Consider the following 22,929-nt stretch of genomic DNA (forward strand, 5'->3'; position numbering starts at 1 on the left):
CATTTCCCCCTGACGGGCTGAATCCGGCGCGATGCGCCGCCGCCCGCTCAGACCGAGAACACTGTGCGGCCCGCCACCAGCGTTTGCAAGACCTTGCCTTGCAGGCGCGCGCCTTCGAAACAGGTGTTCTTCGAGCGCGAGCGGATGCCGCTTTCGCTGACGATCCAGGGTTCATCCAGATCGACAAGCGCAAGGTCCGCGAGAGCGCCGGGCTTAAGCGTGCCGCCGGGCAGGCCGAACAGCCGTGCCGGCGCCGTGGACAAGGTCTCGATCAGCCGCAACAACGGCACGTCGCCATTGTGGTAGAGCCGCAAGGCCGCGCCCAGCAACGTTTCCAGCCCGATGGCGCCGGCTGCCGCGTCGGCGAAGGGCAGGCGCTTGGTGTCGACGTCCTGCGGATCGTGCGAGGAGACGATGATGTCGACCGTGCCATCCCTGATCGCTTCGATCATCGCCAGACGGTCTTCCTCGGCGCGCAGCGGCGGCGTCAGGCGGAAGAAGGTCCGGTATTCCCCGACATCGTTTTCGTTGAGTGACAGATTGTGGATCGATACGCCCGATGTGACGGTCGCGCCGTCGGCCTTCGCGCGCGCCACCGATGCCGCCGCCATCGCCGTCGATATCTTTGCCGCGTGGTAGGAACCGCGCGTCAGGCGCGCCAGGGCAAGGTCGCGCTCCAGCGGGATGGTTTCGGCCTCACGCGGAATGCCGGAAAGTCCTAGCCAGCTGGCGTAGAGTCCCTCGTTCATCACGCCCGACGACGCGAGGTCGGCATCCTGGGTCTCGTGCACGATGGTTGCGCCGAAATCGCGGGCATAGGTCAGCGCCCGGCGCATCACCAGCGCGCTTGATATGGTGTGGCGGCCGTCGGTGAAGGCGGCGGCGCCGGCCTCTCGCAGCAGGCCGAATTCGGTCATCTCGCGGCCATCGAGGCCCTTGGTGATGGCGGCGGCCGGGAAAATATTCACGATTGCCGTGTCCTTGGCGGTGCGCAGCACGAATTCGACCAGGGCCACATTGTCGATGACCGGATCGGTATCGGGCATCATGACGATCGAGGTGACGCCGCCGGCAGCCGCGGCGACACTTGCCGACGCGATCGTTTCGCGATGTTCGCCGCCCGGTTCGCCGATGAAGACGCGGCCGTCGATCAGGCCTGGAATCACCGCCTTGCCGGCGCAGTCGACGATGGTGGCGCCCTCGGGCGCCCCCTGGTTCAGCGCAGCCTTGCCGGCGGCGGCTATCTTCTTCCCATCGACGATGACCGTCCCGGTCTCGTCTACGCCGCGCGAGGGGTCGATGATGCGGGCGCGCTCGAACACCGTAATGGTCATGCGCCGCGGCCCTCATGGTTGCGGCGCGGATCGAGCAGCGCTTCCATCACCGCCATGCGCACGGCGACGCCCATCTCGACCTGTTCCTGGATGACGCTCTGCGGGCCGTCGGCGATTTCCGAAGCGATCTCGACGCCACGGTTCATCGGGCCCGGATGCATCACCAGCGCATCGTCTTTCGCGGCCTTCAGCTTCTCGGCGTCGAGGCCGAAATAGCGGAAATATTCGCGCACCGAAGGCACGAAGGCGCCTTCCATTCGCTCGCGCTGCAGGCGCAGCATCATCACCACGTCGGCATCTTTCAGGCCCTCGGCCATTGAGCCGGTGACGATCACACCCATCCTGTCGATGCCCGCAGGCAGCAGCGTCGAGGGTGCGACGACGCGCACCTGCGCGCCGAGCGCATTGAGCAGCATGATGTTGGAGCGGGCGACGCGCGAATGCAGGATGTCGCCGCAGATCGCCACGATCAGTTTCGACAGCGGACCCTTGGCGCGACGGATGGTCAGCGCGTCAAGCAGCGCCTGTGTGGGGTGCTCGTGCGCGCCGTCCCCCGCATTGACCACGGAGCAGCCGACCTTCTGCGCCAGGAGGGCGGCCGCACCGGCCGACTGGTGGCGGATGATCAATATGTCGGGCCGCATGGCGTTCAGCGTCATGGCCGTGTCGATGAGCGTCTCGCCCTTCTTCACCGAGGAACTCGCCACCGACATGTTCATGACGTCGGCGCCGAGACGCTTTCCGGCCAGTTCGAACGACGACTGCGTCCGCGTTGAGGCTTCGTAGAAAAGGTTGATCTGGGTGCGGCCGCGCAGTGTCGAGGTTTTCTTCTCGGATTGCCGCGAGATCGCGACAGCCCGGTCCGCCCTGTCGAGCAGAAGCTCGATGTCGGCGGGGGAAAGATCGCGGATGCCCAGAAGATGGCGGTGGGGATAGAGTGGCAGGGACGAAGCGTCGGTCATCTCAAGGGGCTGCTATAGGGTGGACGTTCCATGGCTGCAAGCGCCAGCTTTGGATTGCGGCTGTTCTCCCCGGTATTTTCGTCGCGCGCCATGGGCTATATCTAGCCGATGGCTCCGGATTCGTAGCCGCCTGGCAGTAAGGATGAAGCGTGACCGACGACGTGACGAACCAGCCGCCGCCGCTGACAGGCGGCAACGCCTGGCGGGGCGATCCGTTGCTGATCCAGCTTGCCGAGCGCTTTTCCGATCCGGTGCGCAAGGATCTCGACGGGCTCGGCCGCTTCGTGCTGACGCAGGAGGCCCAGGAACTGGCCCGCCTCGCCAATGTCGAAACGCCGAGGCTCAGGACGCATGATCGCCAGGGCCGGCGCATCGATCTGGTCGAGTTTCACCCCGCCTATCACGCTTTGATGCGCCGTTCCGTAGCCAACGGGCTGCACTCCTCGGTCTGGGAGAACGGCGATGCCGAGATCGGCCGCCGCCATCAGGTGCGCGCGGCCCGGTTCTACGTGACGGCCGAACTCGAGACCGGACATCTGTGTCCCATCACCATGACCAGCGCTTCGCTGGCAGCGCTGATGGCGAGCCCGAAACTGTTCCGCGAGTGGGCGCCGCGCGTGACGACGCGCAAATACGATCAGAGCCAAAAGCCGCCGGTCGAGAAGACCGGGCTTACGCTTGGCATGGGCATGACCGAGAAACAGGGCGGCACGGATGTGCGCGCCAATGTAACGAAGGCCGAGCGCGTCGGCAGCGGCTTCTATCGCCTGACCGGCCATAAATGGTTCATGTCGGCGCCGATGTCGGATGCATTCCTGGTACTGGCGCAGGCGCCGGAGGGATTGTCGTGCTTCCTCGTGCCGCGCGTCCTTGGCGACGGCTCGGGCAACGGCTTCCGTTTCCAGCGCCTGAAGGACAAGCTCGGCAACCGGTCGAATGCGTCTTCCGAGGTGGAGTTCGTCAACGCGATCGGTGAGATGGTCGGCGAGCCGGGCGCCGGCGTGAAGACGATCATGGACATGGTGACCTTGACCCGGCTCGACTGCGCCGTGGCGTCTTCGGCGATCATGCGGGCGGGTCTGGCCGAAGCCGTTCATCACGCCCGCCATCGCCAGGTGTTCGGCACCAACCTGATCGAGCAGCCGCTGATGCAGCGCGTGCTGGCGGACATGGCGCTCGACGTCGCCGCTGCCACGGCGCTGTCGTTCCGTCTGGCGCGTTCCTTCGACGAGGCGGCGAGCGATCGCGGCGAGGCGGCCTTTGCCCGTGCCATGACGCCGGTCGTCAAATATTGGGTCTGCAAAATTGCGCCGCCGCTGCTCTACGAGGCGATGGAATGCCTCGGCGGCAACGGCTATGTCGAGGAGGCGCCGCTCGCCCGCTACTATCGCGAAGCTCCGGTCAACGCTATCTGGGAAGGATCGGGCAATGTCATGGCGCTGGATGTGCTGCGCGTGCTTGGCCGCGCGCCGGGCCTGTTCGAGGAGGTGCTTGCCGGCATCGATCGCGACCTGGGCGCGGGCGGACGCGGCACCATCGGTGTGCTGAAGGCGGCGATGCAAGTCGCCGCGACCGACGAAGGCTCGGCCCGCCTGCTGACGGAGCAACTGGCGCTGTCGGCGGCGGCGGCGGAATTGCGCCGGTTGGGGGCAGGGCGGATCGCCGATGCCTTCGTCGAGACGCGGCTGGCGGGCCAGTGGCGCAACACCTACGGCATGCTCGATTCGCGCCATGATGCGCGCATGATCATCGACACGCTCTATCCGCCAACCACCTGAGCAGCAGCCATGGACCACGCCTTGGTCATTCCCCCGCGCCGTTAACCTTAACAAATGGTTTCCGTTGCGAGGGCTGGCGGCAAAGCCCACTGTCATTCCTGTCGAAGCAGGAATCACGATGCGACAGGTATTGACCTCTTTTCTCGCCTTGCACTGGACGATCGTTTTCGCCCTGCTGGCGATCATCTGCATCGATGGAAACCGCGGCGTGGCCGGGGCGCTTGGTGTGCTGGGCGTGACGATCGAGAGCGCCCGCTTCGTCGATCTCGAAAATGTCGTCGTGGTTGCGCCTCTGGCAACGGCCCTGCTTGTCGTGGCGGTGCTGTTCTTCTGGGCTTTTGTCGAGGCGCTGATCAACAATGCCAGCAATCCGGGCGCCGACAGCGTTGCCCGCATCGCCTTCATCAGCGCTTCCGGCGTGCTGTCGCTGATCCTGGTCGGAGGCGCGGCGCAAGGCATCAACGGGCTGTTCCTGGTCGTCGCCGTGCAATTGGCCGCACTTCTGGCCTCCTATGTCGCCATGCTTGCCGAGCGCCGCACCCTGGCCACATCGGATGAGGTTGAAATCCACGCCACGGCGCACAGCATGGCCAGGGCCGCAGCCCACAATTCGCTGCTTTCGCTGATATCGGGCCGACCCCAGCCGACCCGGAAGGGAGGCCGCTGATGCGTTACATCTTCGCATTGTGGGCGGCTCCGATGGCGCTTTTCTGGGGCTGGTTCTACCTGTCGCTCAACGACATGAATTTCGGCTACGTGATGCTGAGCCGGCAGTTGCATGATTTCGTCTTCCAACTCTACGGCCAGATGCTCGGCATCGACCCGACAATCATTCCCGGCATGGTGGGAAGAGCCTGCATATTCGACGGCCTGCTGCTGCTGGCGATCTGGGCGTTTCGCCGCCGGCGTGAAATCATCGGCTGGATCAGGGGGCGGGCGGCGGTTCCGGTGCAGTTCGAGCGGCTGCACCGAGCGAGCGAAGCCGGTCCAAAACTCCCTGCAGAATAAAGGCGGCTGCGGCCGAATCGATCTTGCCGGCGCGCTTGGCGCGCGAAAAATCCATCTCGATCAGCGTCCGTTCGGCGGCTACCGTCGACAGCCTCTCGTCCCATGGCAGGAAGGGAAGGTCGCTCAAGGCGGCCATGTTGCGTACGAAGGCGCGCGATTTCTGCGCGCGCGGACCTTCCGAGCCGTCCATGTTGACCGGCAGTCCAATCACCACCGCGCCGGCATTCTCCTTTTGCAGCAGATCCAGCAGCACGGCCGCGTCGAGCGAGAATTTCCGTCGGATGATGACCGGGCGCGGATGCGCGAAGGAAAAGCCACGGTCCGAAACGGCGACGCCGATGGTCTTGTCGCCGAGATCGAGCCCGGCAAGCGTCCTGCCGCCGGCCAGCCGTGCCGGCAATTCCTCGATGGTAATGATAGCCAACGGTTTTCCTTTGACCCGACAGCGCCGTCGCGGCGTTTTGACACGCGAGGACGCCGTAACACTTTGCTCTTGAGCTGACGCCGTTCTATCCTCCGACGGAACAAAAATCGAGGAACTCGCTGATGAAACTCACTTGGTACGGACAATCCGCCTTCAAGATCGAGGTGGCGGGCGCAAGCATCCTGATGGACCCGTTCCTGAGCGGCAATCCGCTTTGGAAGAAAAGTTGGGAAGGCCCGGCCGAAGGTGTCACCCACGTGCTTTTGACGCATGGTCACGGAGACCATGTCGGCGATGCGCTGGAGATCCTCAAGAAGACCGGAGCGATGCTGGTCGCCAATCCCGAGGTCTGCGGCTATCTCGGCGGCCAGGGCGTCGACCAGAACAATATCAACCAGGGCAACACCGGTGGCACGGTGGACTGCGGCCCGTTCACGACGACTTTTGTCCAGGCATTGCATTCCTCGTCCTATGGGGACGGCATCTATATGGGCAATCCCTGCGGGCTGGTCCTGCATTTCCAGGACGACAAGACGCTCTATCACATGGGCGATACCGACATCTTCTCGGACATGGCGCTGGTCAACGAGCTGCATGAGCCGAAGATCGGCCTGGTGCCGGTCGGCGACCGCTTTACCATGGGAGGTGCTGTCGCGGCTCTCGCCTGCCGCCGCTATTTCAAGTTCGATGTCGCCGTGCCATGCCACTATGCGACTTTCGGCCTGCTCGACCAGACGCCCGACAAATTCGTCGCCGGAATGGAGGGTTCGGGCGTGAATGTCGTCGTGCCTGGGATCGGCGAGGCGGTCACGCTATAAATTGAAAACGGAATTAAACCATGGGCTTGAGGAACTCTCTTTGCGTTTCGATGCTGTTTGCGGCGTCGCCGGCGCTTGCCGCGGACGATTTCATTGAAGGAGTATACCTCAAGTCCGAGGAGCTCTGCGCACAGGCCAGGAAAGATACCCTGCAGACGCTGATCGATGCCGGCAACATCGTGCTGTCGGCCCATGGCCTGCAAGGGGTCGAATACAATTGCGAGTTCTTGCAGATCAGCAAGGCGACACGCTCGCCGAGCTGGGCGGTGACGGCCATTTGCCAGGAGCCGGGCTACGTTTTTCCCGACGTGCTCTCGGTGACGCAGATGAGCCCGACTCAGATCGATCTCGTCTCCGTCCGGCCCATCGAAGACGAGAGCGAGGCGAGCGGCAACAGCAGCAGCTACTATCTGTGCGAGGGCATGGCCCCGCCGTGAGGCCATTTGCCCGATTGTGGGCATGCACATGTTGCGCGCCGCGCGCGGCGCCGCTATAGGCCGGGGCTGGTTTTCCCGAGGCACAAACATGTCCGTTGACGTCAAGACAGTGAAGCGCGTCGCGCGTCTCGCCCGCATTGCGGTGAGCGAGGAAGATGCCGAACGCATGACCGGCGAGCTGAATGCCATACTGGGCTTCGTCGAACAGCTGAACGAGGTCGATGTTTCCGGGGTCGAGCCGATGACTTCGGTAACTCCGATGGGGATGAAGAAGCGCCAGGACGTCGTCACCGACGGCAACAAGGCTGCCGACATCGTCGCCAACGCGCCTGCCACGGAAGAGAACTTCTTCCTCGTGCCGAAGGTCGTGGAGTAACAGGCCGATGGCCATCGAAATCGCCATCGAGACGCCGCTGCAGGACGATGTGCGCGGCTTGGTCGCGGAGCTCAACGAGACGCTGCTCGAACTGACGCCGCCGGAACACTGCTATCACCTGACCGTCGAGCAGATGGCCGGCCCGGACACCACGGTCTTCGTCGCCCGCGACGACGGTTTTGCAATCGGTTGCGGGGCGCTGAAGCGCCATGACGGCGCCGTCGGCGAGGTCAAGCGCATGTACACGCGGCCCACGCATCGCGGCCAGAAAATCGGCGCCAGGATCGTGGAGCGTGTCGAAGCGCTGGCGCGCGAGGAAGGATTGAAGCGTCTGGTGCTGGAGACGGGCGATCGCCATCCTGCCGCCTGGGCTGTCTATGAACGTTCCGGCTTCTCGCGTTGCGGTCCGGTGCTGGATTATCCCGATTCCGAGTGGTCGGTGTTTTACGAAAAGAGCCTTGCCTGATGAGCGACCTGACCCGACTGACGATTTCGCAGGCCCGCGCCAAGCTGCGCGCCAAGGAAATCACCGCGACCGAGATCGCCGACGCCTATCTTGCTGCGATCGAGCGCGCCAATCCGGCGCTCAACGCCTACGTCGTGGTGACCGGCGACAAGGCGCGCGACATGGCCAAGGCCTCCGACGCCAGGCTGGTCAAAGGCGAGGGCGGTGCGCTGGAAGGCATTCCGCTCGGCATTAAGGACCTGTTCGGCACCGAGGGCGTGCACACCCAGGCCTGCAGCCATGTGCTCGACGGTTTCAAGCCGCATTACGAATCGACCGTCACCTCCAATCTGTGGGCTGACGGGGCGGTCATGCTGGGCAAGCTCAACATGGACGAGTTCGCCATGGGCTCGTCCAACGAGACGTCCTATTACGGGCCGGTGGTCAACCCGTGGCGGCGTTCGCGCGTCGATACGATGGTGATGCCGACCACGCATCAGGGCGATGGCGGCTTCGTTTCGGCCGGCGGCACCAGGACCGCGCGCACCCTGGACAATGCGCAGCTGGTGCCGGGTGGCTCGTCGGGCGGCTCGGCCTCCGCCGTCTCGGCTTTCCTGTGCGCGGGCGCCACGGCCACCGACACTGGCGGCTCGATCCGCCAGCCGGCCGCGTTCACCGGCACGGTCGGCATCAAGCCGACCTATGGCCGCTGCTCGCGCTGGGGTATCGTCGCCTTCGCCTCGTCGCTCGACCAGGCCGGGCCGATCGCGCGCGACGTGCGCGATGCCGCGATCCTGCTCAGATCGATGGCCTCCGTCGATCCGAAGGATACGACCTCGGTGGACCGGCCGGTGCCGGACTACGAGGCGGCGATCGGCAAGCCGATCAAGGGCATGAAGGTTGGGATTCCCCGGGAATACCGCGTCGACGGCATGCCGGAGGAGATCGAGGCCCTTTGGCAGAAGGGCATTGCCTGGCTCAGGGATGCTGGCGCCGAGATCGTCGACATCTCCTTGCCGCACACCAAATACGCGCTACCGGCCTATTACATCGTGGCGCCCGCCGAAGCCTCGTCCAACCTTGCGCGCTATGACGGCGTCCGCTACGGCCTTCGCGTGCCGGGCAAGGACATCGTCGAGATGTATGAGAAGACCCGCGCCGCCGGCTTTGGCCGCGAGGTCAAGCGCCGGATCATGATCGGCACCTATGTGCTGTCGGCGGGCTATTACGACGCCTACTATCTGCAGGCGCAGAAGGTGCGCAATCTGATCAAGCGGGACTTCGAGAACGTCTTTGCCGCCGGCGTTGATGTCATCCTGACGCCGGCGACGCCATCTGCCGCCTTCGGCATTGCAGACGAGGACATGGCTTCCGATCCGGTGAAGATGTACCTGAATGACATCTTCACCGTCACCGTGAACATGGCGGGCCTGCCGGGCATTGCGGTGCCCGCCGGCCTAGACCCCAAGGGCTTGCCGCTTGGCCTGCAACTGATCGGCAGGCCGTTCGAGGAAGAGACGCTGTTCCAGACCGCTGCCGTCATCGAGCAGGCGGCCGGAACGTTCCAGCCGGAGAAGTGGTGGTAGGATCGTTTCTCATCTAAGGGGTGAGGGATGTTCTTCTATCTTTCGAAAATCTTCTGGTTCTTTATCCAGCCGCTTAACCTGACGATCTTCCTGCTGCTGGCGGGGCTGGTCGCGGCATTTTTCGGCCGCCGGCGGCTGGCAGCCACCGGCGGCGTGCTGGCGTTTTTGGTTCTGGCGCTTTCGGCCTGGACCTCGCTCGGCGCATTGCTGCTCAACCCGCTGGAGGAACGCTTTCCGCGCCCGCCGCTGCCGCAAAAAGTCGATGGCATCATCGTGCTCGGCGGCGGCTTCGAGGGCGGCATCAATCTGGTGCGCGGCGGTTATGAGCTGAACAGCGGCGGCGACCGGATGGTCGAGACGGCCGTGCTGGCGCGGCGCTTTCCCGACGCCAAGGTGGTTGTCTCCGGCGGCAATGGCGAATTGTTCCTCGACGGCGAGGGCGATGCCGCCACCGCGCCGCGCCTGCTTGGCGCGCTTGGCGTGGCGCCGGAGCGCCTGATCCTCGAGGGCAAATCGCGCAACACCTATGAGAATGCCGTCTTCACCAAGGCCTTGATAGCGCCGAAGCCGGGCGAAACCTGGCTGCTGGTCACCTCGGCCTACCATATGCCGCGCGCCAAGGCGCTGTTCGACAAGGCCGGCTTCGTGACCGTCCCGTGGCCGGTCGACTATCGAACGTCGGGACGCGAAGGCATCGGCCTGTTCCGCGACAATCCGGCCGATGCGCTGCAGGCGGCCACCATGGCGATCCGCGAATGGATAGGGCTGTTCGCCTATTGGCTGTCCGGCCGCATCGATCGGCCTTTTCCCGCACCTGGCGGCTGACCGATCACGGCGCGGCGCGCCGCCGAGAAGAACTGGCGCCGCACCAGAACGGCCAGGAGCAGAAGCGTCGACAGCACGAACACCACCGGATCGACGAACCAGCCGAGATAGCCGATCGAAAAGAACACGCCGCGCAGGCCGGAATTAAAATGCTTGCCTGCCAGCATGTTCATCTGCGCCGCCCTCCACACCGCCGTTTCGGTGACCGGGTTGCGCGAGGCTTCGCCATGCGGGATCGGCACAGCACCGATCAGGATCGAGCAATAGTTGAACAGACGGTAGGCCCAGCCGAACTTGAAGAACGAAAACGCCAGGATCAGCACCAGTCCCAGCACCTTGATCTGAAAAGCCGGGCGCGACGAGGCGCCGCCCAGAGGCAGGGTGCTCAACACCTCGAGGACGCGGTCGGAGGCACCGAGCAAGGCAAAGCAGCCGCCAAGCGCGATCAGGGAACTGGAGGCGAAGAAGGCGGTGCCTTGCTGCAGGCCACCCATGATGGCTGTGTCGACGATGCGGATCTCACGCTCGGCCATCCGGTGCATCCAGGCCTGACGCTGCGCATTCATCGCCGTTGTCAGCGACATGCGGCTGACTAGCACGCCGTCCGAGGCGAGCGTATGCAGAACCCACGCAATGAGGAAGAACGCCAACGCCGCGAGATCGGCTGTCGAAAGATCGAGGGAATCGCCCATTGGCGGAACCTATCACATCCAGTGCGATTGCTTCGATCGTCCGCCGGCAGCGACGGTCATGTCGCTGCCGGAGCAAACAAGGTCGGCGGGCGCTGCGCCGCGCCGTTCAAAACAGCGGAAACATCGCGGGAGTTCCTATATGTAGTCCCAGAGCGGCTTCGGGAGATTGTGGCGCGTGTTCCTTTCGGTTTTCGACCTGTTCAAGATCGGCATCGGACCATCGAGTTCGCACACGATGGGACCGATGACGGCCGCCCGCCGTTTCCTCGACGAGATCGCCGGAGACGACTGGCCGCGTCCGGTCGGCGCCAAGGTCGCTCGCATCGGCGCCAGCCTGCACGGCTCGCTCGCCTATACGGGCATCGGCCATGGCAGCGACCGTGCCGTCATTCTCGGCCTTGCCGGCCAGACGCCGCAGACGGTCGACCCTGACCAGGCGGACGGCATTGTCGCTCGCATCACCGCCGACAAGCTGATTTCACCGCCCGGCCACCCCTCCTACCGTTTCGATCCGGCCGGCGACCTGGTGCTCGACCGCAAGACGCCGCTCACCGGCCACGCCAACGGCATGGCGTTTTATGCCTATGATGCCGGCGACCGCCTGCTGCTCAAGCGCATCTATTATTCGATCGGCGGCGGCTTCGTGGTTTCGGAAGAAGAGCTGCAGCGCATGAAAGCCAAGGGTTCGGTGACGACCGAAGGCAAAAAAGTCCCTTATCCCTTCAAGAACGCCCTCGAGATGCTGAAGATGGCTGGCAAGAGCGGCCTTTCCATTGCCGAGATGAAGCGGGTCAACGAGGAAACACAAATGTCGCGCGATGAGCTCGACGACGGCCTCGACGCCATCTGGGGTGCCATGAAGAGTTGCATCGAGCGCGGCCTGTCGCAGGACGGCATCATGCCGGGCGGGCTGAAGGTGCGCCGCCGGGCCAGGCAATTGCACGACAAGCTGCAGGAGCAGTGGCAGCAGAACCGGCCCAATCCGCTGCTCGCCAATGACTGGCTGTCGATCTATGCCATGGCCGTCAACGAGGAGAATGCGGCCGGCGGGCGCGTCGTCACCGCGCCGACCAACGGCGCGGCCGGCACGCTGCCGGCAGTACTGCGCTACTGGCTGCATTTCCATCCCGAGGCCGACCAGCCCAGCATTCGCGATTTCCTGCTCACGGCAGCCGCCGTCGGCGGCATCATCAAGTCCAATGCGTCCATCTCCGGCGCCGAGGTCGGCTGCCAGGGCGAAGTCGGCTCGGCTTCGGCCATGGCGGCGGCCGGCCTGTGCGCCGTCATGGGCGGCACGCCCGAACAGGTCGAGAACGCCGCCGAGATCGCGCTGGAGCACCATCTGGGCATGACCTGCGATCCGGTCGGCGGGCTGGTGCAGGTGCCCTGCATCGAGCGCAATGCGCTGGGCGCGGTCAAGGCGGTGACGGCCGCCTCGCTTGCCATCAAGGGCGACGGCACCCATTTCGTGCCGCTGGACGCCGCGATCGAAACCATGCGCCAGACCGGCCTTGACATGAACGAGAAGTACAAGGAGACCAGCCTCGGCGGGCTGGCGGTCAATGTGGTGGAGTGTTGAGCCCGCTGGCACTGTGGAGAACTTGCTCAGGCCGTTGACGCATCCGTGCGACGGATTAAATCTTGGGCAATGGCTCTCAACCTCCTAAAGCTCTGCGTCGGCTGCGACAGCGTCGAGGATCTCGAAGAATGGATCGCGTTCCGCCTCGACGAGCGGCGCCGTGCCGGCGAACCGGCCGAGCATTGGCACACCACCCGCATGGTGCCGACGCGCGCCGATGAGGTTACCGACGGTGGCTCGCTCTACTGGGTGATCAAGGGAAGTGTGCAATGCCGGCAGTTGATCACCGAGATCCGGCCATTCACCGATGACGAGGGCATCGGCCGCTGCCATCTGATGCTGGATCCGCAAGTGGTGCGCACCGACTGGCAGCCGCGCCGCGCCTTTCAGGGCTGGCGCTATCTAAAGCCATCGGATGCACCCGCCGATCTCGGCAAGGGCAAGCCGGGGCAGGTCGAAATGCCGCCGAAACTCCGGCGCGAGCTCGCCGATCTCGGCCTGCTCTAAATCACTATCGGCTTGCTCCGAGCAGCCCATTGGCTTGCTCCGAGCAGCCAGTTGGCTTGCTCCGGGGCAATCTGGCGGCATGGCCGGCCCGTATAGGCGGACTGCGGTTGCTGGCCCTCAATGTTGCTGTCCGTTGGACTTGCAAGCGTCGCGACAACGCCACATCTTGAAAATCATGAGCGATAGGAACCATCCGGTTTCGATATCTGACGCACTCGCGCCGACCACATCGCGCCGCGGCGTGGTGGGATGCGGACCATGTGTCGCGCAAGGTCATGATTGCGGCGCAGAAATAACACCCGGTGGCGGCATGCTCGTGTTCAGGAATAGTCTGGAAAACCGGCCGATCGCCAGGCATTCACGGGGCAGTGGAATATGGTAGGCGCGATCATCGCTGTCGTCGCATTGCTGCTGGTGCTGATGGGCCTGGCAACGGCTTTCGTGCGGGCCGACCCGAGCAGGCTTGCAGGCGACATGAGGAAGGTTGGGCCGGTTTTGCTGGCGTTGGTCGGGGGCGCCGTGCTGCTGGTCGGGCGCGGCGGTCTCGGCGGCATCATCCTGCTCGCAGCGATCGCCTGGTACGGCTCGATGCGGCTGAACCGGCGAGCCGTGATGCCGGCGCGGAGACGCTCGACCGTACGCACAGCGGCGCTGGAAATGGACCTCGATCACGATACAGGAGGCCTTGAAGGCCTTGTCCTGGCAGGCCGCCATGAAGGCAAGATGCTTGGTGCGATGGGCAAAGCCGAATTGCTGCAGCTGTTTCGCGAACTCTCCGGTGACCCGGAGAGCCGGCAACTGCTAGAGACGTATCTTGACGGCAGATTTCCCGTCTGGCGCAAAAACGCTGAGGCGCACAGTGGCGAAGGGCTGGGTATTGCGCCAGGTCCGGGCGCCATGACTAAGGAGGAGGCCTACAAGGTCCTTGGTCTTGAAGCGGGGGCCGCCGCGGCGGATGTCCGCAAGGCGCACCGCCGCCTGATGCAACGCCTGCACCCCGATATCGGCGGCACGTCTTTCCTGGCGGCGCGGATCAACGAAGCCAAGGACGTCTTGCTCTCCAATCACAACTAGTCTCCTTCGACGCAGAAATTTTCCGGGAGATATCTTCTACGCCGTCCCTACTGCTGGACGGCGTAGCACTCGATTTTCTTCTTCTTGAGGGCGGTGCAGGCCTTCCAGGCCGCGGTCTTGGAACCGAAGCCGCCGAAGCGGGCGCGGTAGTAGGTGACGCCGTCCTTGTCGAAGGCGACGGTGAAGCCGGAGGCATCTGCCAGCGCCTTGGGCGCCTGCTTGGTGGTCTTGTCGAGGAAGGCCTGGGCTTCGGACTGTTTCGGCGACGAGGCGACCTGAATGGCCCAACCCGACGGCACCGACGCGGTATTGACCGGGTCGACGGCCGGCGCGGGCTCGGCATAAGCGGACACCACCTGTGCCGTGGCGACCTTGGGGGCGGAGACGATAACCGTCTTCACCTTCTTTGCCGGAACAACCACTTTGGTTTCTTCGGCTGCGTTATCGTCGGCGTCCTCGCTGTCGCCCTGGGCTACCGTCGCGTCGTCGGCAACGGCCTCGTCCGCGTCATCGGCGCTGGCCACCGCCATCGGCTTCTCATCCGGAGTCGGTGCGTCGTGCTTGGGCAACAGCACCTTGGCCAATGCCGTCACCGGGTTGCCGCTATCGGCCTTGGCGACCAGATCGCCGCCGCCTCGGGTCGATGCCCGCGGCAGATAGGTGTTGATCAGGGCCGCCATCTGATTGTCGCGGCTGCTGCCCGAGGTGCCGCCCATGACCACGCCGACAATGCGACGGTTGCCGTCGGAAACCGACGAAACCAGGTTGAAGCCCGAAGCGCGGGTGTAGCCGGTCTTGATGCCGTCGACGCCCTTGATGCGTCCAAGCAGGCGGTTGTGGCCGTTGATGCGCTGGCGGCCATAGAGGAAGGAGCGCTGCGAGAAATAGCCGTAATATTGCGGGAAATGTTCGCGCAGCGCGATGCCGAGCGTTGCCATGTCGCGCGCAGTGGTGAACTGGCCGGGATCGGGCAAGCCGTTGGCGTTGCGGAACACGGTGCCGTTCATACCGAGCTGCCGCGCCTTGGCAGTCATCATGCGGGCGAAGTTGGTCTCGTTGCCGCCGAGCATTTCGCCGAGCGCGGTGGCCGAATCATTGGCCGATTTGGTCACCATCGACAGGATGGCGGTCTCGACCGCCACCGATCCGCCCGGCTTCACGCCGAGCTTCGTCGGCGGCTCTGCCGCGGCATGAGCCGAGAAGACGACCGGCGAGTTCCGGCTGATCTTGCCCTTGGCCAGAGCCTCGAAAGTCAAATAAAGCGTCATCATCTTGGTGAGCGAGGCGGGATAACGCCGGGCGTTGGCATCCGAGGAGTAGAGCACCTTGCCGGTCTTGGCGTCGACCACGATGGCCGCGGACTTCGCGGCGAGCGACGGGGCCGCACTTGCAACGACGATGGTCATCGCCACGGCGATGATCATGACCGTTTTGAAAGGGGACGCGGATTTGGAAACGATGCCCGACAACGCCTGACGCACTGATAGTTCCTTTGAATTTCTTGTTGCGCTGGAGGCGGCAAAGGGATCCTGCCTCACTTCCGGGCAAGCTATCGGGGCAGCGTTACCAATCCGTTTATGGTAACCGCCGCGTTCACCATTTTCTGGTGGTTTGAGCCTCTGTTTATTCGAATTTTAGCCATTGCCCACACCGGCTAGGACGGAAGCTGGCGATTTCTTGACTTTTGTGCGTCGCACAATATATTCGAGTGCATTGCACAAGGCGCTCGGGGCAGGGCGCATCAACCGTCCAGGGAGAATTGAAATGACGCAGACCTATGAGGACTTCAGCAAATACGGCAAAGAGTTCGCCGACACCGGCTTGAAGAGCTTCGCCTCTTTGTCCAAGGGCGCGCAGGCAATTGCGGCCGAGGCCGGCGAATACACCAAGAAGAGCTTCGAAGCCGGCAGCGCCGCTTTCGAGAAGATTGTTTCGGCCAAGTCGCTCGACAAGGCGATCGAGGTCCAGTCCGACTATGCCAAGCAGTCCTATGAGGCGTTCGTCGCCGAGGCCACCAAGATCGGCGACCTCTATGCCGAACTCGCCAAGGAAGCCTACAAGCCGTTCGAATCGATCGTTGCCAAGGCGAAGTAATTTCGTTCGGCAGTACGAGATCTGGGCCCATTGGGCCAAGACAGAGCCCGGCCGCGCCAGCGTGGCCGGGTTTTTTCATGTCAATTTCCGATCAGGGGCCTGGCTCGCCTTCACGATTGCGAAAATCCGCCAAGTTGGGCACCTAGCCATATTGTCAGCTAACCAGAAGGGCTTAAAATCGTCCATCGAACACCTACATGTCGAACTCGCATGAGGATTCGAAAGAGGCAGGATTACGTGACGATCGGTTTGACTGCCACCAGGGCACGGATGCAGAACGGCAGCGGCGACGGCAATGAGGCCGGCCGCGGCACGGCGGTCATCACGCGCACAAAGACCAAGACCAAGAAACCCAGCCTCTATCGGGTCCTCATCCTGAACGACGACTACACACCGATGGAGTTCGTGGTTCACGTGCTGGAACGTTTTTTCCAGAAGGACCGCGAAGCCGCCACACGCATCATGCTTCATGTTCACAATCATGGAGTGGGCGAGTGCGGGGTCTATACATTCGAGGTGGCCGAGACCAAAGTGTCCCAGGTCATGGATTTCGCCCGACAAAATCAGCATCCGCTGCAATGCGTGATGGAGAAGAAGTGAGGTAACATGCCGGCTTTCTCCCAAGGCCTGGAAAAGGCGCTTCACCAAGCGCTGACGCTCGCCAACGAGCGGCACCATGAATATGCAACCCTTGAACATCTGCTGCTCGCCCTGATCGACGACACCGAGGCGGCCGCCGTCATGCGCGCCTGCAATGTCGATCTCGACGAGTTGAAGCACACTGTTCTCACCTATATCGACACCGAGCTCGACAATCTGGTTACCGGCTATGACGAGGATTCCAAGCCGACCGCCGGCTTCCAGCGCGTCATTCAGCGTGCGGTGATCCATGTGCAGTCGTCCGGCCGCGAAGAGGTCTCCGGCGCCAACGTGCTCGTCGCCATCTTCGCCGAGCGCGAGAGCCATGCCGCCTATTTCCTGCAGGAACAGCAGATGACCCGTTACGACGCGGTCAACTACATCTCGCACGGCATCGCCAAACGTCCGGGCGCGTCGGAGACGCGTTCGCCGCGCGGCGCCGATGACGAGCAGGGTGGCGCGAACGGCGCCGAGCCGCAAGAGGAAGGCGGCAAGAAGAAGCAGCAGCAGGACGCGCTGACCGCTTATTGCGTCAATCTCAACAACAAGGCCAAGGCCGGCAAGATCGATCCGCTGATCGGGCGCGAGTCCGAGATCAACCGCACCATCCAGGTGCTGTGCCGCCGTTCCAAGAACAATCCGCTTTATGTCGGCGATCCCGGCGTCGGCAAGACGGCGATCGCCGAGGGCCTCGCCAAGCGCATCGTCGAGGGTGATGTTCCGGAAGTCTTGCACAACGCCACCATCTTCGCGCTCGACATGGGCACGCTTTTGGCCGGCACGCGCTATCGCGGCGATTTCGAGGAGCGACTGAAGCAGGTCGTCAAGGAGCTCGAGGATTATCCGGGCGCTGTGCTGTTCATCGACGAGATCCACACCGTCATTGGCGCCGGCGCGACGTCGGGCGGCGCCATGGATGCGTCGAACCTGTTGAAGCCGGCATTGTCTTCGGGTGCGATCCGCTGCATCGGTTCGACAACCTATAAGGAGTTCCGCCAGTTCTTTGAGAAGGACCGCGCGCTCGTACGTCGCTTCCAGAAGATCGACGTCAACGAGCCGACCATCGAGGACGCCATCGAGATCATGAAGGGCCTGAAGCCCTATTTCGAGGAGTTCCACAAGGTCCGCTACACGACGGAAGCCATCAAGGCTTCGGTTGAGCTGTCGGCGCGCTACATCAACGACCGCAAGCTGCCGGATAAGGCGATCGACGTGATCGACGAGACCGGCGCCTCGCAGATGCTGGTGCCGGAGGCCAAGCGCAAGAAGACCATCGGCATCAAGGAGATCGAAGCGACGATCGCCACCATGGCGCGCATCCCGCCGAAGACTGTTTCGGCCGATGACGAGAAGGTGCTGCAGGGTCTCGACATCGAGCTGAAGCGCGTCGTCTACGGCCAGGACACTGCGATCACCGCGCTGACCTCGGCGATCAAGCTGGCGCGTGCCGGCCTGCGCGAACCGGAGAAGCCGATCGGCTCCTATCTGTTCTCGGGTCCGACCGGCGTCGGCAAGACCGAAGTCGCCAAGCAATTGGCCGCTTCGCTCGGCGTCGAGCTGATCCGTTTCGACATGTCGGAATATATGGAACGCCACACGGTCTCTCGGTTGATCGGCGCGCCTCCCGGCTATGTCGGTTTCGATCAGGGCGGCCTTTTGACCGACGGCGTCGACCAGCATCCGCATTGCGTGCTGCTGCTGGACGAAGTCGAGAAGGCGCATCCGGACCTGTTCAACATCCTGTTGCAGGTGATGGACCATGGCAAGCTGACCGACCACAACGGCAAGCAGATCGACTTCCGCAATGTGATCCTGATCATGACCACCAATGCGGGCGCGTCGGATGCGCAGCGCGCGGCGATCGGTTTCGGGTCGACCAAGCGCGAAGGCGACGATGTCGAGGCGATCAACCGGCTGTTCACGCCGGAGTTCCGCAACCGTCTCGATGCGATCATCCCGTTCGGCTCGCTGCCGGTGCCGGTTATCCATCAGGTGGTGCAGAAGTTCGTCATGCAGCTGGAGGCCCAGCTCTCCGAGCGTGGCGTCACCTTCGACCTGTCGCCGGATGCGATCGCCTGGCTCGCCGACAAGGGCTATGACGAGCGCATGGGTGCGCGTCCGCTCGGCCGCGTCATCCAGGAGCACATCAAGAAGCCGCTGGCAGACGAAGTGCTGTTCGGCAAGCTCAAGAAGGGCGGCACGGTGCGCGTCAGCGTCGAGAAGAAGGAAACCGGCGAGACCGGCCTGAAGCTCGAATCGCTCGCCGACGAGGCACCGGTGAAGCCCAAGAAGGAAGAACCGGAAGACACCCCCAAGCAGCGCAAGGCAGTGGCCAAGAAGCCGGCGGTCAGGAAGGCCGTCGCGCAGAAGCCCGAGCCCAAGGGCAAGGACGGCGGCAAGCGCAGCCTGGTGCCGCAACTGCCGCGCAAGAGCTGATAGTCACTCCCTCGAAAAAGCCCCGGAGACGGGGCTTTTTCATTGGCACAAAGCGACGATCACTGAAGCGCTGCTGTCGGCCCCTGGACAGCAAGCGGCGTTGGGCGGGTTTTGGCTGATTTGTCCGTCCAGGACGGTGGTGCTCCCACGTTGGCGCCGACCATGCCGAACAGGCCGGGCGCGCGGCCAAAGACCTCGCAGGCCGCGTATTTCGGCTTGCCGCCGAGGAACGATTTTATGCGTTGGCCTGACGGTATCGAGATATGCAATCCCGACGGCGCCTTGCCGGTGACGAGCATGCGCGAAAAGTCGTTTCCGAAAGTAGCGCCCAGACTGTACGCATCTCCGATTTCTGAGACCATGGCCTCGTTGGTGAAGGAGTTCGCTCCACGGGACCAGACCATGGCAGCGCGTTGGATGCCGTTCCGGTCAAGTGCCTCCGCCTCGACCGCGAGCCCTCCAAAACCCAGGGGAAGGCGCGGAATGGAACCGGCAGCACGGCGACGCCCCTGACGTTGTGGATGGCCATCCAGGCACCGGCATCCGTCAGCCTTTTGCGCAGACGCGAAATATGGGCGTCGATGGCGTTGGACTGGATCTCGTCCTCGTATTTGTAGACGGCTTCTTCCAGCGTGGAGCGGATGACAGTCTTTCCGCGCCGCTTTGCCAGGGCGGGCAGGACGGACAGTTCGCGTCTCGGTATCGACGGGGCTGGGCCCGACCGTCACGCTGAAATTCAGCGGGTCGATGGTGACCATGCCAACGGTAATCCGCGGCTCCTGCGCAACACCGCCCGCAGCCGCGCCATCAGTTCATCGATCAGGAAGGGTTTGCCCAGATAGTCGTCGGCGCCGGCATCGAGCCCCTCAATGCGCTCTTTCGGCTCGTTGCGGGCCGTCAGGACGATCACCGGCGCATCGACACCTGCCGCCCGCAGCCTGGGAATGAAGCTCAGTCCCTCTCCATCCGGCAATGTTCGGTCGAGCAGGATTGCCCTCATAGACGTGCTGGCACGACAGTTCGATAGCATCGCCAAGCAGCATGGTGTGATCGACGACGACGCCTTGTTTGCCAAGCGCCCTGGTGAGCGCGTCAGCCATTTCTCTTTCGTCCTCGATCAACAGAACCCGCATTGCACGTCCACGTCTCGCCGGTGCCTTGTCATCCGTCAGGATTACAGCAGCATTGCGAACAACAGCCGTTCGCCAGATGGCTGCGTGCGTTCATTTCCATGGGATGGGGAATTTTATGTCCGGACCAGGCCAGATCATCATCCTCAACGGCGCACCGCGATCGGGGAAATCGAGCATCGTCCAGGCAGTTCAGGAGAGCTTCGAGGGCCCATGGATGAACCTGGGGGTCGACACCTATGAGCAGGTCACGCCGCTGCGCTGTCGCCCGGGCATAGGTTTGCGGCCCGGCGGCGAGCGCCCGGATATCGAGGGTCTCGTGCCGAGGTTCTACGCCGCGCTCTACGAATCGATCGCCGCCCACAGCCGAGTGGGGTTGAATGTCGTGGCCGATCTCGGTCATCACGACAGCTATTCGCGACCCCTTGATTGCCTTGTCGATTGCGCCCGGCGCCTCGCAGGCCTGCCGGTTCTGTTTGTCGGTGTCCGCTGCCCGATCGAAATCATCATGCAGAGGCGCGCCGACAGTCCGGCGGGGAGGGGATATGTGACGGGATCGCCCGACGACCCCATGCCGTTGGCGGTGCGCCTGTGGCAGGAGGAGGTACACCGGCCTGGCGTGTATGATCTGGAAGTCGACACATCGCTGCTGACGCCAGCACAATGTGCGGATGCGATCCGCGGGCGGCTCAGGCAAAATGTGGAGCCTCCGACGGCGTTTGAGAGGCTGTCGGCATTCTCCAGGGACAAGCTATCCTGATCGCGTGCTCTCAGCCGGCGATGGGGGAATCTCGGCCGCGCGGCGCGATCGTCGTCCACGGCGGGCACAATTTGGTAGATGTTCAGCGGAATGGCGATCACGCTGATATGCTGGCGGCTCGGGTTCATCGTTTTCGATGCGCAACTTCCCCAGACGGCCGCAATGGGGCAACTGAAAGCCAGGCGTCAGGATAGTGGCATGGCCGCCTTTATCCGGCCGGCATTCTCGGCCAGCACCTCGGGTTTCTCCATCTGGCCCGTATGCGGCTTCAGCGCGATGCCTTCGAAGCGCGGAATGACGTGGACGTGAAGGTGATAGACGGTCTGCCCGGAGGCCGGCTCGTTGAACTGCATCACGGTGACGCCATCGGCCTTGAATGCCTTGCGGACGGCGACCGCCACCTTCTGCACGACCGTGAAAAGCGGGCCGAACGTTGCCGGATCGGCGTCGAGCAGATTACGCGACGGCGCCTTCGGCACCACCAGCGTATGGCCCGGCCCCTGCGGCATCACATCCATGAAGGCAACGACCGCTTCATCCTCGTAGACGCGATGCGAGGGAATTTCACCGCGCAGGATCTTGGCAAAGATGTTGTCGGTGTCATAAGCGGTTTCGGCCATGGCGAACGCTCCGGATTGTGCCTCGCTGATTGGTGTAGCGAAGCCTTTCGTGAGCGGCAAGACGATCAGGCGAGATCGATGAAGCCGATCTCGACAGGCGTGCACTGCCAACCCAAGGTATGCCGAACCTGACATATGCTCCTGCCCCGCGGGATGGCCTACTCCTCCAGATCCTTGCGGAATGGCGTGTGTTCTTCGAGATATTCGCTCATGCGTTCCACCTCGCGCCGTTCGCGCCTGAGATAGTCGGCGACGGCGTTGCGCAGGCCGGGATGGGCGATGTAATGCGCGGAATGCATGATCACCGGCCGGTAGCCTCGCGCCAGCTTGTGTTCGCCCTGTGCGCCCGCCTCGACCACCTTCAGCTTGCGTTCGATGGCGAAGTCGATGGCCTGGTGATAGCAGACCTCGAAATGCAGGAACGGATGATCCTCGATGCAGCCCCAGTTGCGGCCGTAGAGCGCATCGGAGCCGATGAAGTTGATAGCGCCGGCAATGTAGCGGCCGTTGCGCCTGGCCATCACCAGCAGGATGTCCTCGGCCATGCGCTCGCCGATCAGCGAGAAGAATTCCCGGTTCAGATAGGGCCGGCCCCATTTGCGGCTGCCGGTGTCCATGTAGAAGGCGAAGAAATCGTCCCAGGCCCGTTCTGTAAGGTCCTTGCCGGTAAGCCAGTCGATGGAGATGCCGTCGGCAAGCGCCTCGCGGCGCTCCTTCTTCATGGCCTTGCGCTTGCGGGAGGCCAGCGTGGCGAGGAAATCGTCATAGGTCGAGAAGCCCTCGTTGACGAAGTGGAACTGCTGGTCGGTGCGATGCAGGAAGCCCGCCGCCTCCAGCACGTCCACGTCGCTCTCCTGCGCGAAGGTGACATGCGCGGAAGAGACGCCGAGCTTTTCCGCCACTGCCTTCAATCCCGCGGCGAGCCCGGCCTTGACGGTGCCGGAATGCTGGCCCCTGCTCACCAGCAGGCGAGGGCCGGTGACCGGCGTGAACGGTACCGAGCATTGCAGCTTGGGATAATAACGGCCGCCGGCGCGCTCGAAGGCATCCGACCAGCCGTGATCGAACACATATTCGCCCTGGCTGTGTGACTTGAGATAGCAAGGGACCGCGCCGAGCAGCGTGCCTTGACCATTCTCCAGCCTGAGATGATGACCTTGCCAGCCAGTGCGCCGCACGGCGCAGCCGGAATCCTCGAGTGCGCTCAGGAAAGCATATGAAACGAGGGGGTTATAACCGTTTTCGGCATCACTGCGCGTGGTCCCGGCGAAACCGTCCCACTCTTCGCAGGTGAAGGCGCCGATGCCCGCCGCAATGCGGATCGCATACTCCGCATCAACCGTTTGCCCGTCGCCGTCGTCGCCCTGATCCATGAGGCTTATTTAAGCTCCATCCGGACCGCTAC

General features: G+C 63.5%; 23 protein-coding genes and 2 pseudogenes. 16 read left to right on the top strand and 9 right to left on the bottom strand.

Translation table 11 applies throughout. The features are described from left to right. Positions 1-47: 47 nt before the first annotated feature. Positions 48-1,334 carry a dihydroorotase gene (locus LB541_RS13220; protein ID WP_140557730.1) on the bottom strand — a complete coding sequence of 429 codons (1,287 nt, stop codon included), beginning with the start codon at positions 1,332-1,334 and terminating at the stop codon, positions 48-50. Further along, positions 1,331-2,296 (bottom strand): aspartate carbamoyltransferase catalytic subunit, encoded by a 966-nt coding sequence (locus LB541_RS13225; protein WP_140525335.1) that lies wholly within the window; start codon positions 2,294-2,296, stop codon positions 1,331-1,333. The genes LB541_RS13220 and LB541_RS13225 overlap by 4 nt, the downstream gene beginning before the upstream one ends. Before the next feature lie 149 nt (positions 2,297-2,445). On the opposite strand from LB541_RS13225, the gene LB541_RS13230 reads away from it, so the two are divergent. The 3 genes from LB541_RS13230 (at position 2,446) to LB541_RS13240 (ending at position 5,082) form a co-directional block, all read left to right on the top strand. Continuing rightward, positions 2,446-4,074, top strand: coding sequence for a DNA alkylation response protein (locus tag LB541_RS13230; RefSeq protein ID WP_224618619.1), 1,629 nt, complete (start codon positions 2,446-2,448; stop codon positions 4,072-4,074). A 118-nt stretch (positions 4,075-4,192) separates the two neighbouring features. Beyond that, the gene (locus tag LB541_RS13235; RefSeq protein WP_140584621.1) at positions 4,193-4,741 is read left to right on the top strand and encodes a hypothetical protein; all 549 of its coding nucleotides are present in this window, start codon (positions 4,193-4,195) and stop codon (positions 4,739-4,741) included. Continuing rightward, complete coding sequence (locus tag LB541_RS13240; RefSeq protein ID WP_140656324.1) at positions 4,741-5,082, top strand: DUF6105 family protein; 342 nt, start codon at positions 4,741-4,743, stop codon at positions 5,080-5,082. Before LB541_RS13235 ends, LB541_RS13240 begins: the two co-directional genes overlap by 1 nt. Here LB541_RS13240 and ruvX read toward each other — a convergent pair. After that, positions 5,000-5,506, bottom strand: a complete 507-nt coding sequence (gene ruvX / locus LB541_RS13245; RefSeq protein ID WP_140560937.1) for a Holliday junction resolvase RuvX — start codon at positions 5,504-5,506, stop codon at positions 5,000-5,002. The genes LB541_RS13240 and ruvX overlap by 83 nt on opposite strands. A 122-nt stretch (positions 5,507-5,628) precedes the next feature. On the opposite strand from ruvX, the gene LB541_RS13250 reads away from it, so the two are divergent. From LB541_RS13250 to LB541_RS13275, 6 genes are all read left to right on the top strand, one after another. After that, the gene (locus tag LB541_RS13250; RefSeq protein WP_140498750.1) at positions 5,629-6,324 is read left to right on the top strand and encodes a metal-dependent hydrolase; all 696 of its coding nucleotides are present in this window, start codon (positions 5,629-5,631) and stop codon (positions 6,322-6,324) included. A 20-nt stretch (positions 6,325-6,344) separates the two neighbouring features. Next, positions 6,345-6,761, top strand: a complete 417-nt coding sequence (locus tag LB541_RS13255) for a hypothetical protein (protein ID WP_140557722.1) — start codon at positions 6,345-6,347, stop codon at positions 6,759-6,761. A gap of 88 nt (positions 6,762-6,849) precedes the next feature. Continuing rightward, positions 6,850-7,137, top strand: coding sequence for an Asp-tRNA(Asn)/Glu-tRNA(Gln) amidotransferase subunit GatC (gene gatC, locus LB541_RS13260; protein ID WP_140498745.1), 288 nt, complete (start codon positions 6,850-6,852; stop codon positions 7,135-7,137). A gap of 7 nt (positions 7,138-7,144) precedes the next feature. Then, entirely contained in the window at positions 7,145-7,603 is a 459-nt protein-coding gene (locus tag LB541_RS13265) for a GNAT family N-acetyltransferase (protein WP_140633217.1), read from the top strand. Then, positions 7,603-9,168: an amidase gene (locus tag LB541_RS13270; RefSeq protein ID WP_140525252.1), complete on the top strand. Its 1,566-nt coding sequence runs from the start codon at positions 7,603-7,605 to the stop codon at positions 9,166-9,168. The genes LB541_RS13265 and LB541_RS13270 overlap by 1 nt, the downstream gene beginning before the upstream one ends. 27 nt (positions 9,169-9,195) lie before the next feature. Further along, the gene (locus tag LB541_RS13275) at positions 9,196-9,993 is read left to right on the top strand and encodes a YdcF family protein (RefSeq protein ID WP_140557717.1); all 798 of its coding nucleotides are present in this window, start codon (positions 9,196-9,198) and stop codon (positions 9,991-9,993) included. Here LB541_RS13275 and LB541_RS13280 read toward each other — a convergent pair. Further along, positions 9,942-10,685, bottom strand: a complete 744-nt coding sequence (locus LB541_RS13280; protein ID WP_140557715.1) for a DUF599 domain-containing protein — start codon at positions 10,683-10,685, stop codon at positions 9,942-9,944. The two genes, LB541_RS13275 and LB541_RS13280, sit on opposite strands and share 52 nt — an antisense overlap. A 175-nt stretch (positions 10,686-10,860) precedes the next feature. On the opposite strand from LB541_RS13280, the gene LB541_RS13285 reads away from it, so the two are divergent. From LB541_RS13285 to LB541_RS13295, 3 genes are all read left to right on the top strand, one after another. Next, on the top strand, positions 10,861-12,264 hold the full coding sequence (locus LB541_RS13285; protein ID WP_224618625.1) for an L-serine ammonia-lyase: 1,404 nt from the start codon (positions 10,861-10,863) through the stop codon (positions 12,262-12,264). A 69-nt stretch (positions 12,265-12,333) separates the two neighbouring features. Beyond that, on the top strand, positions 12,334-12,771 hold the full coding sequence (locus tag LB541_RS13290) for a DUF1489 family protein (RefSeq protein WP_140498734.1): 438 nt from the start codon (positions 12,334-12,336) through the stop codon (positions 12,769-12,771). Between the two features lie 375 nt (positions 12,772-13,146). Next, the gene (locus LB541_RS13295; protein WP_140498732.1) at positions 13,147-13,845 is read left to right on the top strand and encodes a DnaJ domain-containing protein; all 699 of its coding nucleotides are present in this window, start codon (positions 13,147-13,149) and stop codon (positions 13,843-13,845) included. Positions 13,846-13,892: 47 nt separating this feature from the next. Here the strand turns inward: LB541_RS13295 and LB541_RS13300 are convergent, their stop codons facing one another. Further along, positions 13,893-15,326 carry a D-alanyl-D-alanine carboxypeptidase gene (locus LB541_RS13300; protein ID WP_140525248.1) on the bottom strand — a complete coding sequence of 478 codons (1,434 nt, stop codon included), beginning with the start codon at positions 15,324-15,326 and terminating at the stop codon, positions 13,893-13,895. Between the two features lie 283 nt (positions 15,327-15,609). Between LB541_RS13300 and LB541_RS13305 the strand changes: the two genes are divergently transcribed. The 3 genes from LB541_RS13305 to clpA all read left to right on the top strand — a co-directional run bounded on the left by LB541_RS13305 (position 15,610) and on the right by clpA (position 19,014). Beyond that, positions 15,610-15,939 (top strand): phasin family protein, encoded by a 330-nt coding sequence (locus LB541_RS13305; protein WP_140498728.1) that lies wholly within the window; start codon positions 15,610-15,612, stop codon positions 15,937-15,939. Positions 15,940-16,209: 270 nt separating this feature from the next. Then, entirely contained in the window at positions 16,210-16,539 is a 330-nt protein-coding gene (gene clpS / locus LB541_RS13310) for an ATP-dependent Clp protease adapter ClpS (RefSeq protein WP_027051901.1), read from the top strand. Between the two features lie 6 nt (positions 16,540-16,545). Continuing rightward, complete coding sequence (gene clpA, locus LB541_RS13315) at positions 16,546-19,014, top strand: ATP-dependent Clp protease ATP-binding subunit ClpA (protein ID WP_224618626.1); 2,469 nt, start codon at positions 16,546-16,548, stop codon at positions 19,012-19,014. Between the two features lie 59 nt (positions 19,015-19,073). Here the strand turns inward: clpA and LB541_RS13320 are convergent. Then, positions 19,074-19,502, bottom strand: a pseudogene (locus LB541_RS13320) (DUF3313 domain-containing protein); the annotation flags it as partial. A 5-nt stretch (positions 19,503-19,507) separates the two neighbouring features. Beyond that, positions 19,508-20,147: pseudogene (locus LB541_RS13325) on the bottom strand (response regulator transcription factor); the annotation flags it as partial. Between the two features lie 115 nt (positions 20,148-20,262). Between LB541_RS13325 and LB541_RS13330 the strand changes: the two are divergent. Beyond that, positions 20,263-20,904 (top strand): chloramphenicol phosphotransferase CPT family protein, encoded by a 642-nt coding sequence (locus LB541_RS13330; protein WP_140515348.1) that lies wholly within the window; start codon positions 20,263-20,265, stop codon positions 20,902-20,904. Between the two features lie 185 nt (positions 20,905-21,089). Here the strand turns inward: LB541_RS13330 and LB541_RS13335 are convergent, their stop codons facing one another. Further along, a complete protein-coding gene (locus LB541_RS13335) occupies positions 21,090-21,524 on the bottom strand; it encodes an HIT family protein (RefSeq protein WP_140515349.1) in 435 nt (144 codons plus the stop codon). A gap of 158 nt (positions 21,525-21,682) precedes the next feature. Further along, positions 21,683-22,897 (bottom strand): GNAT family N-acetyltransferase, encoded by a 1,215-nt coding sequence (locus LB541_RS13340; RefSeq protein WP_140515350.1) that lies wholly within the window; start codon positions 22,895-22,897, stop codon positions 21,683-21,685. Between the last annotated feature and the right edge of the window lie 32 nt (positions 22,898-22,929).

Origin of the sequence: Mesorhizobium sp. BR1-1-15, assembly GCF_020165475.1 — a bacterium.
GTDB lineage: Bacteria > Pseudomonadota > Alphaproteobacteria > Rhizobiales > Rhizobiaceae > Mesorhizobium.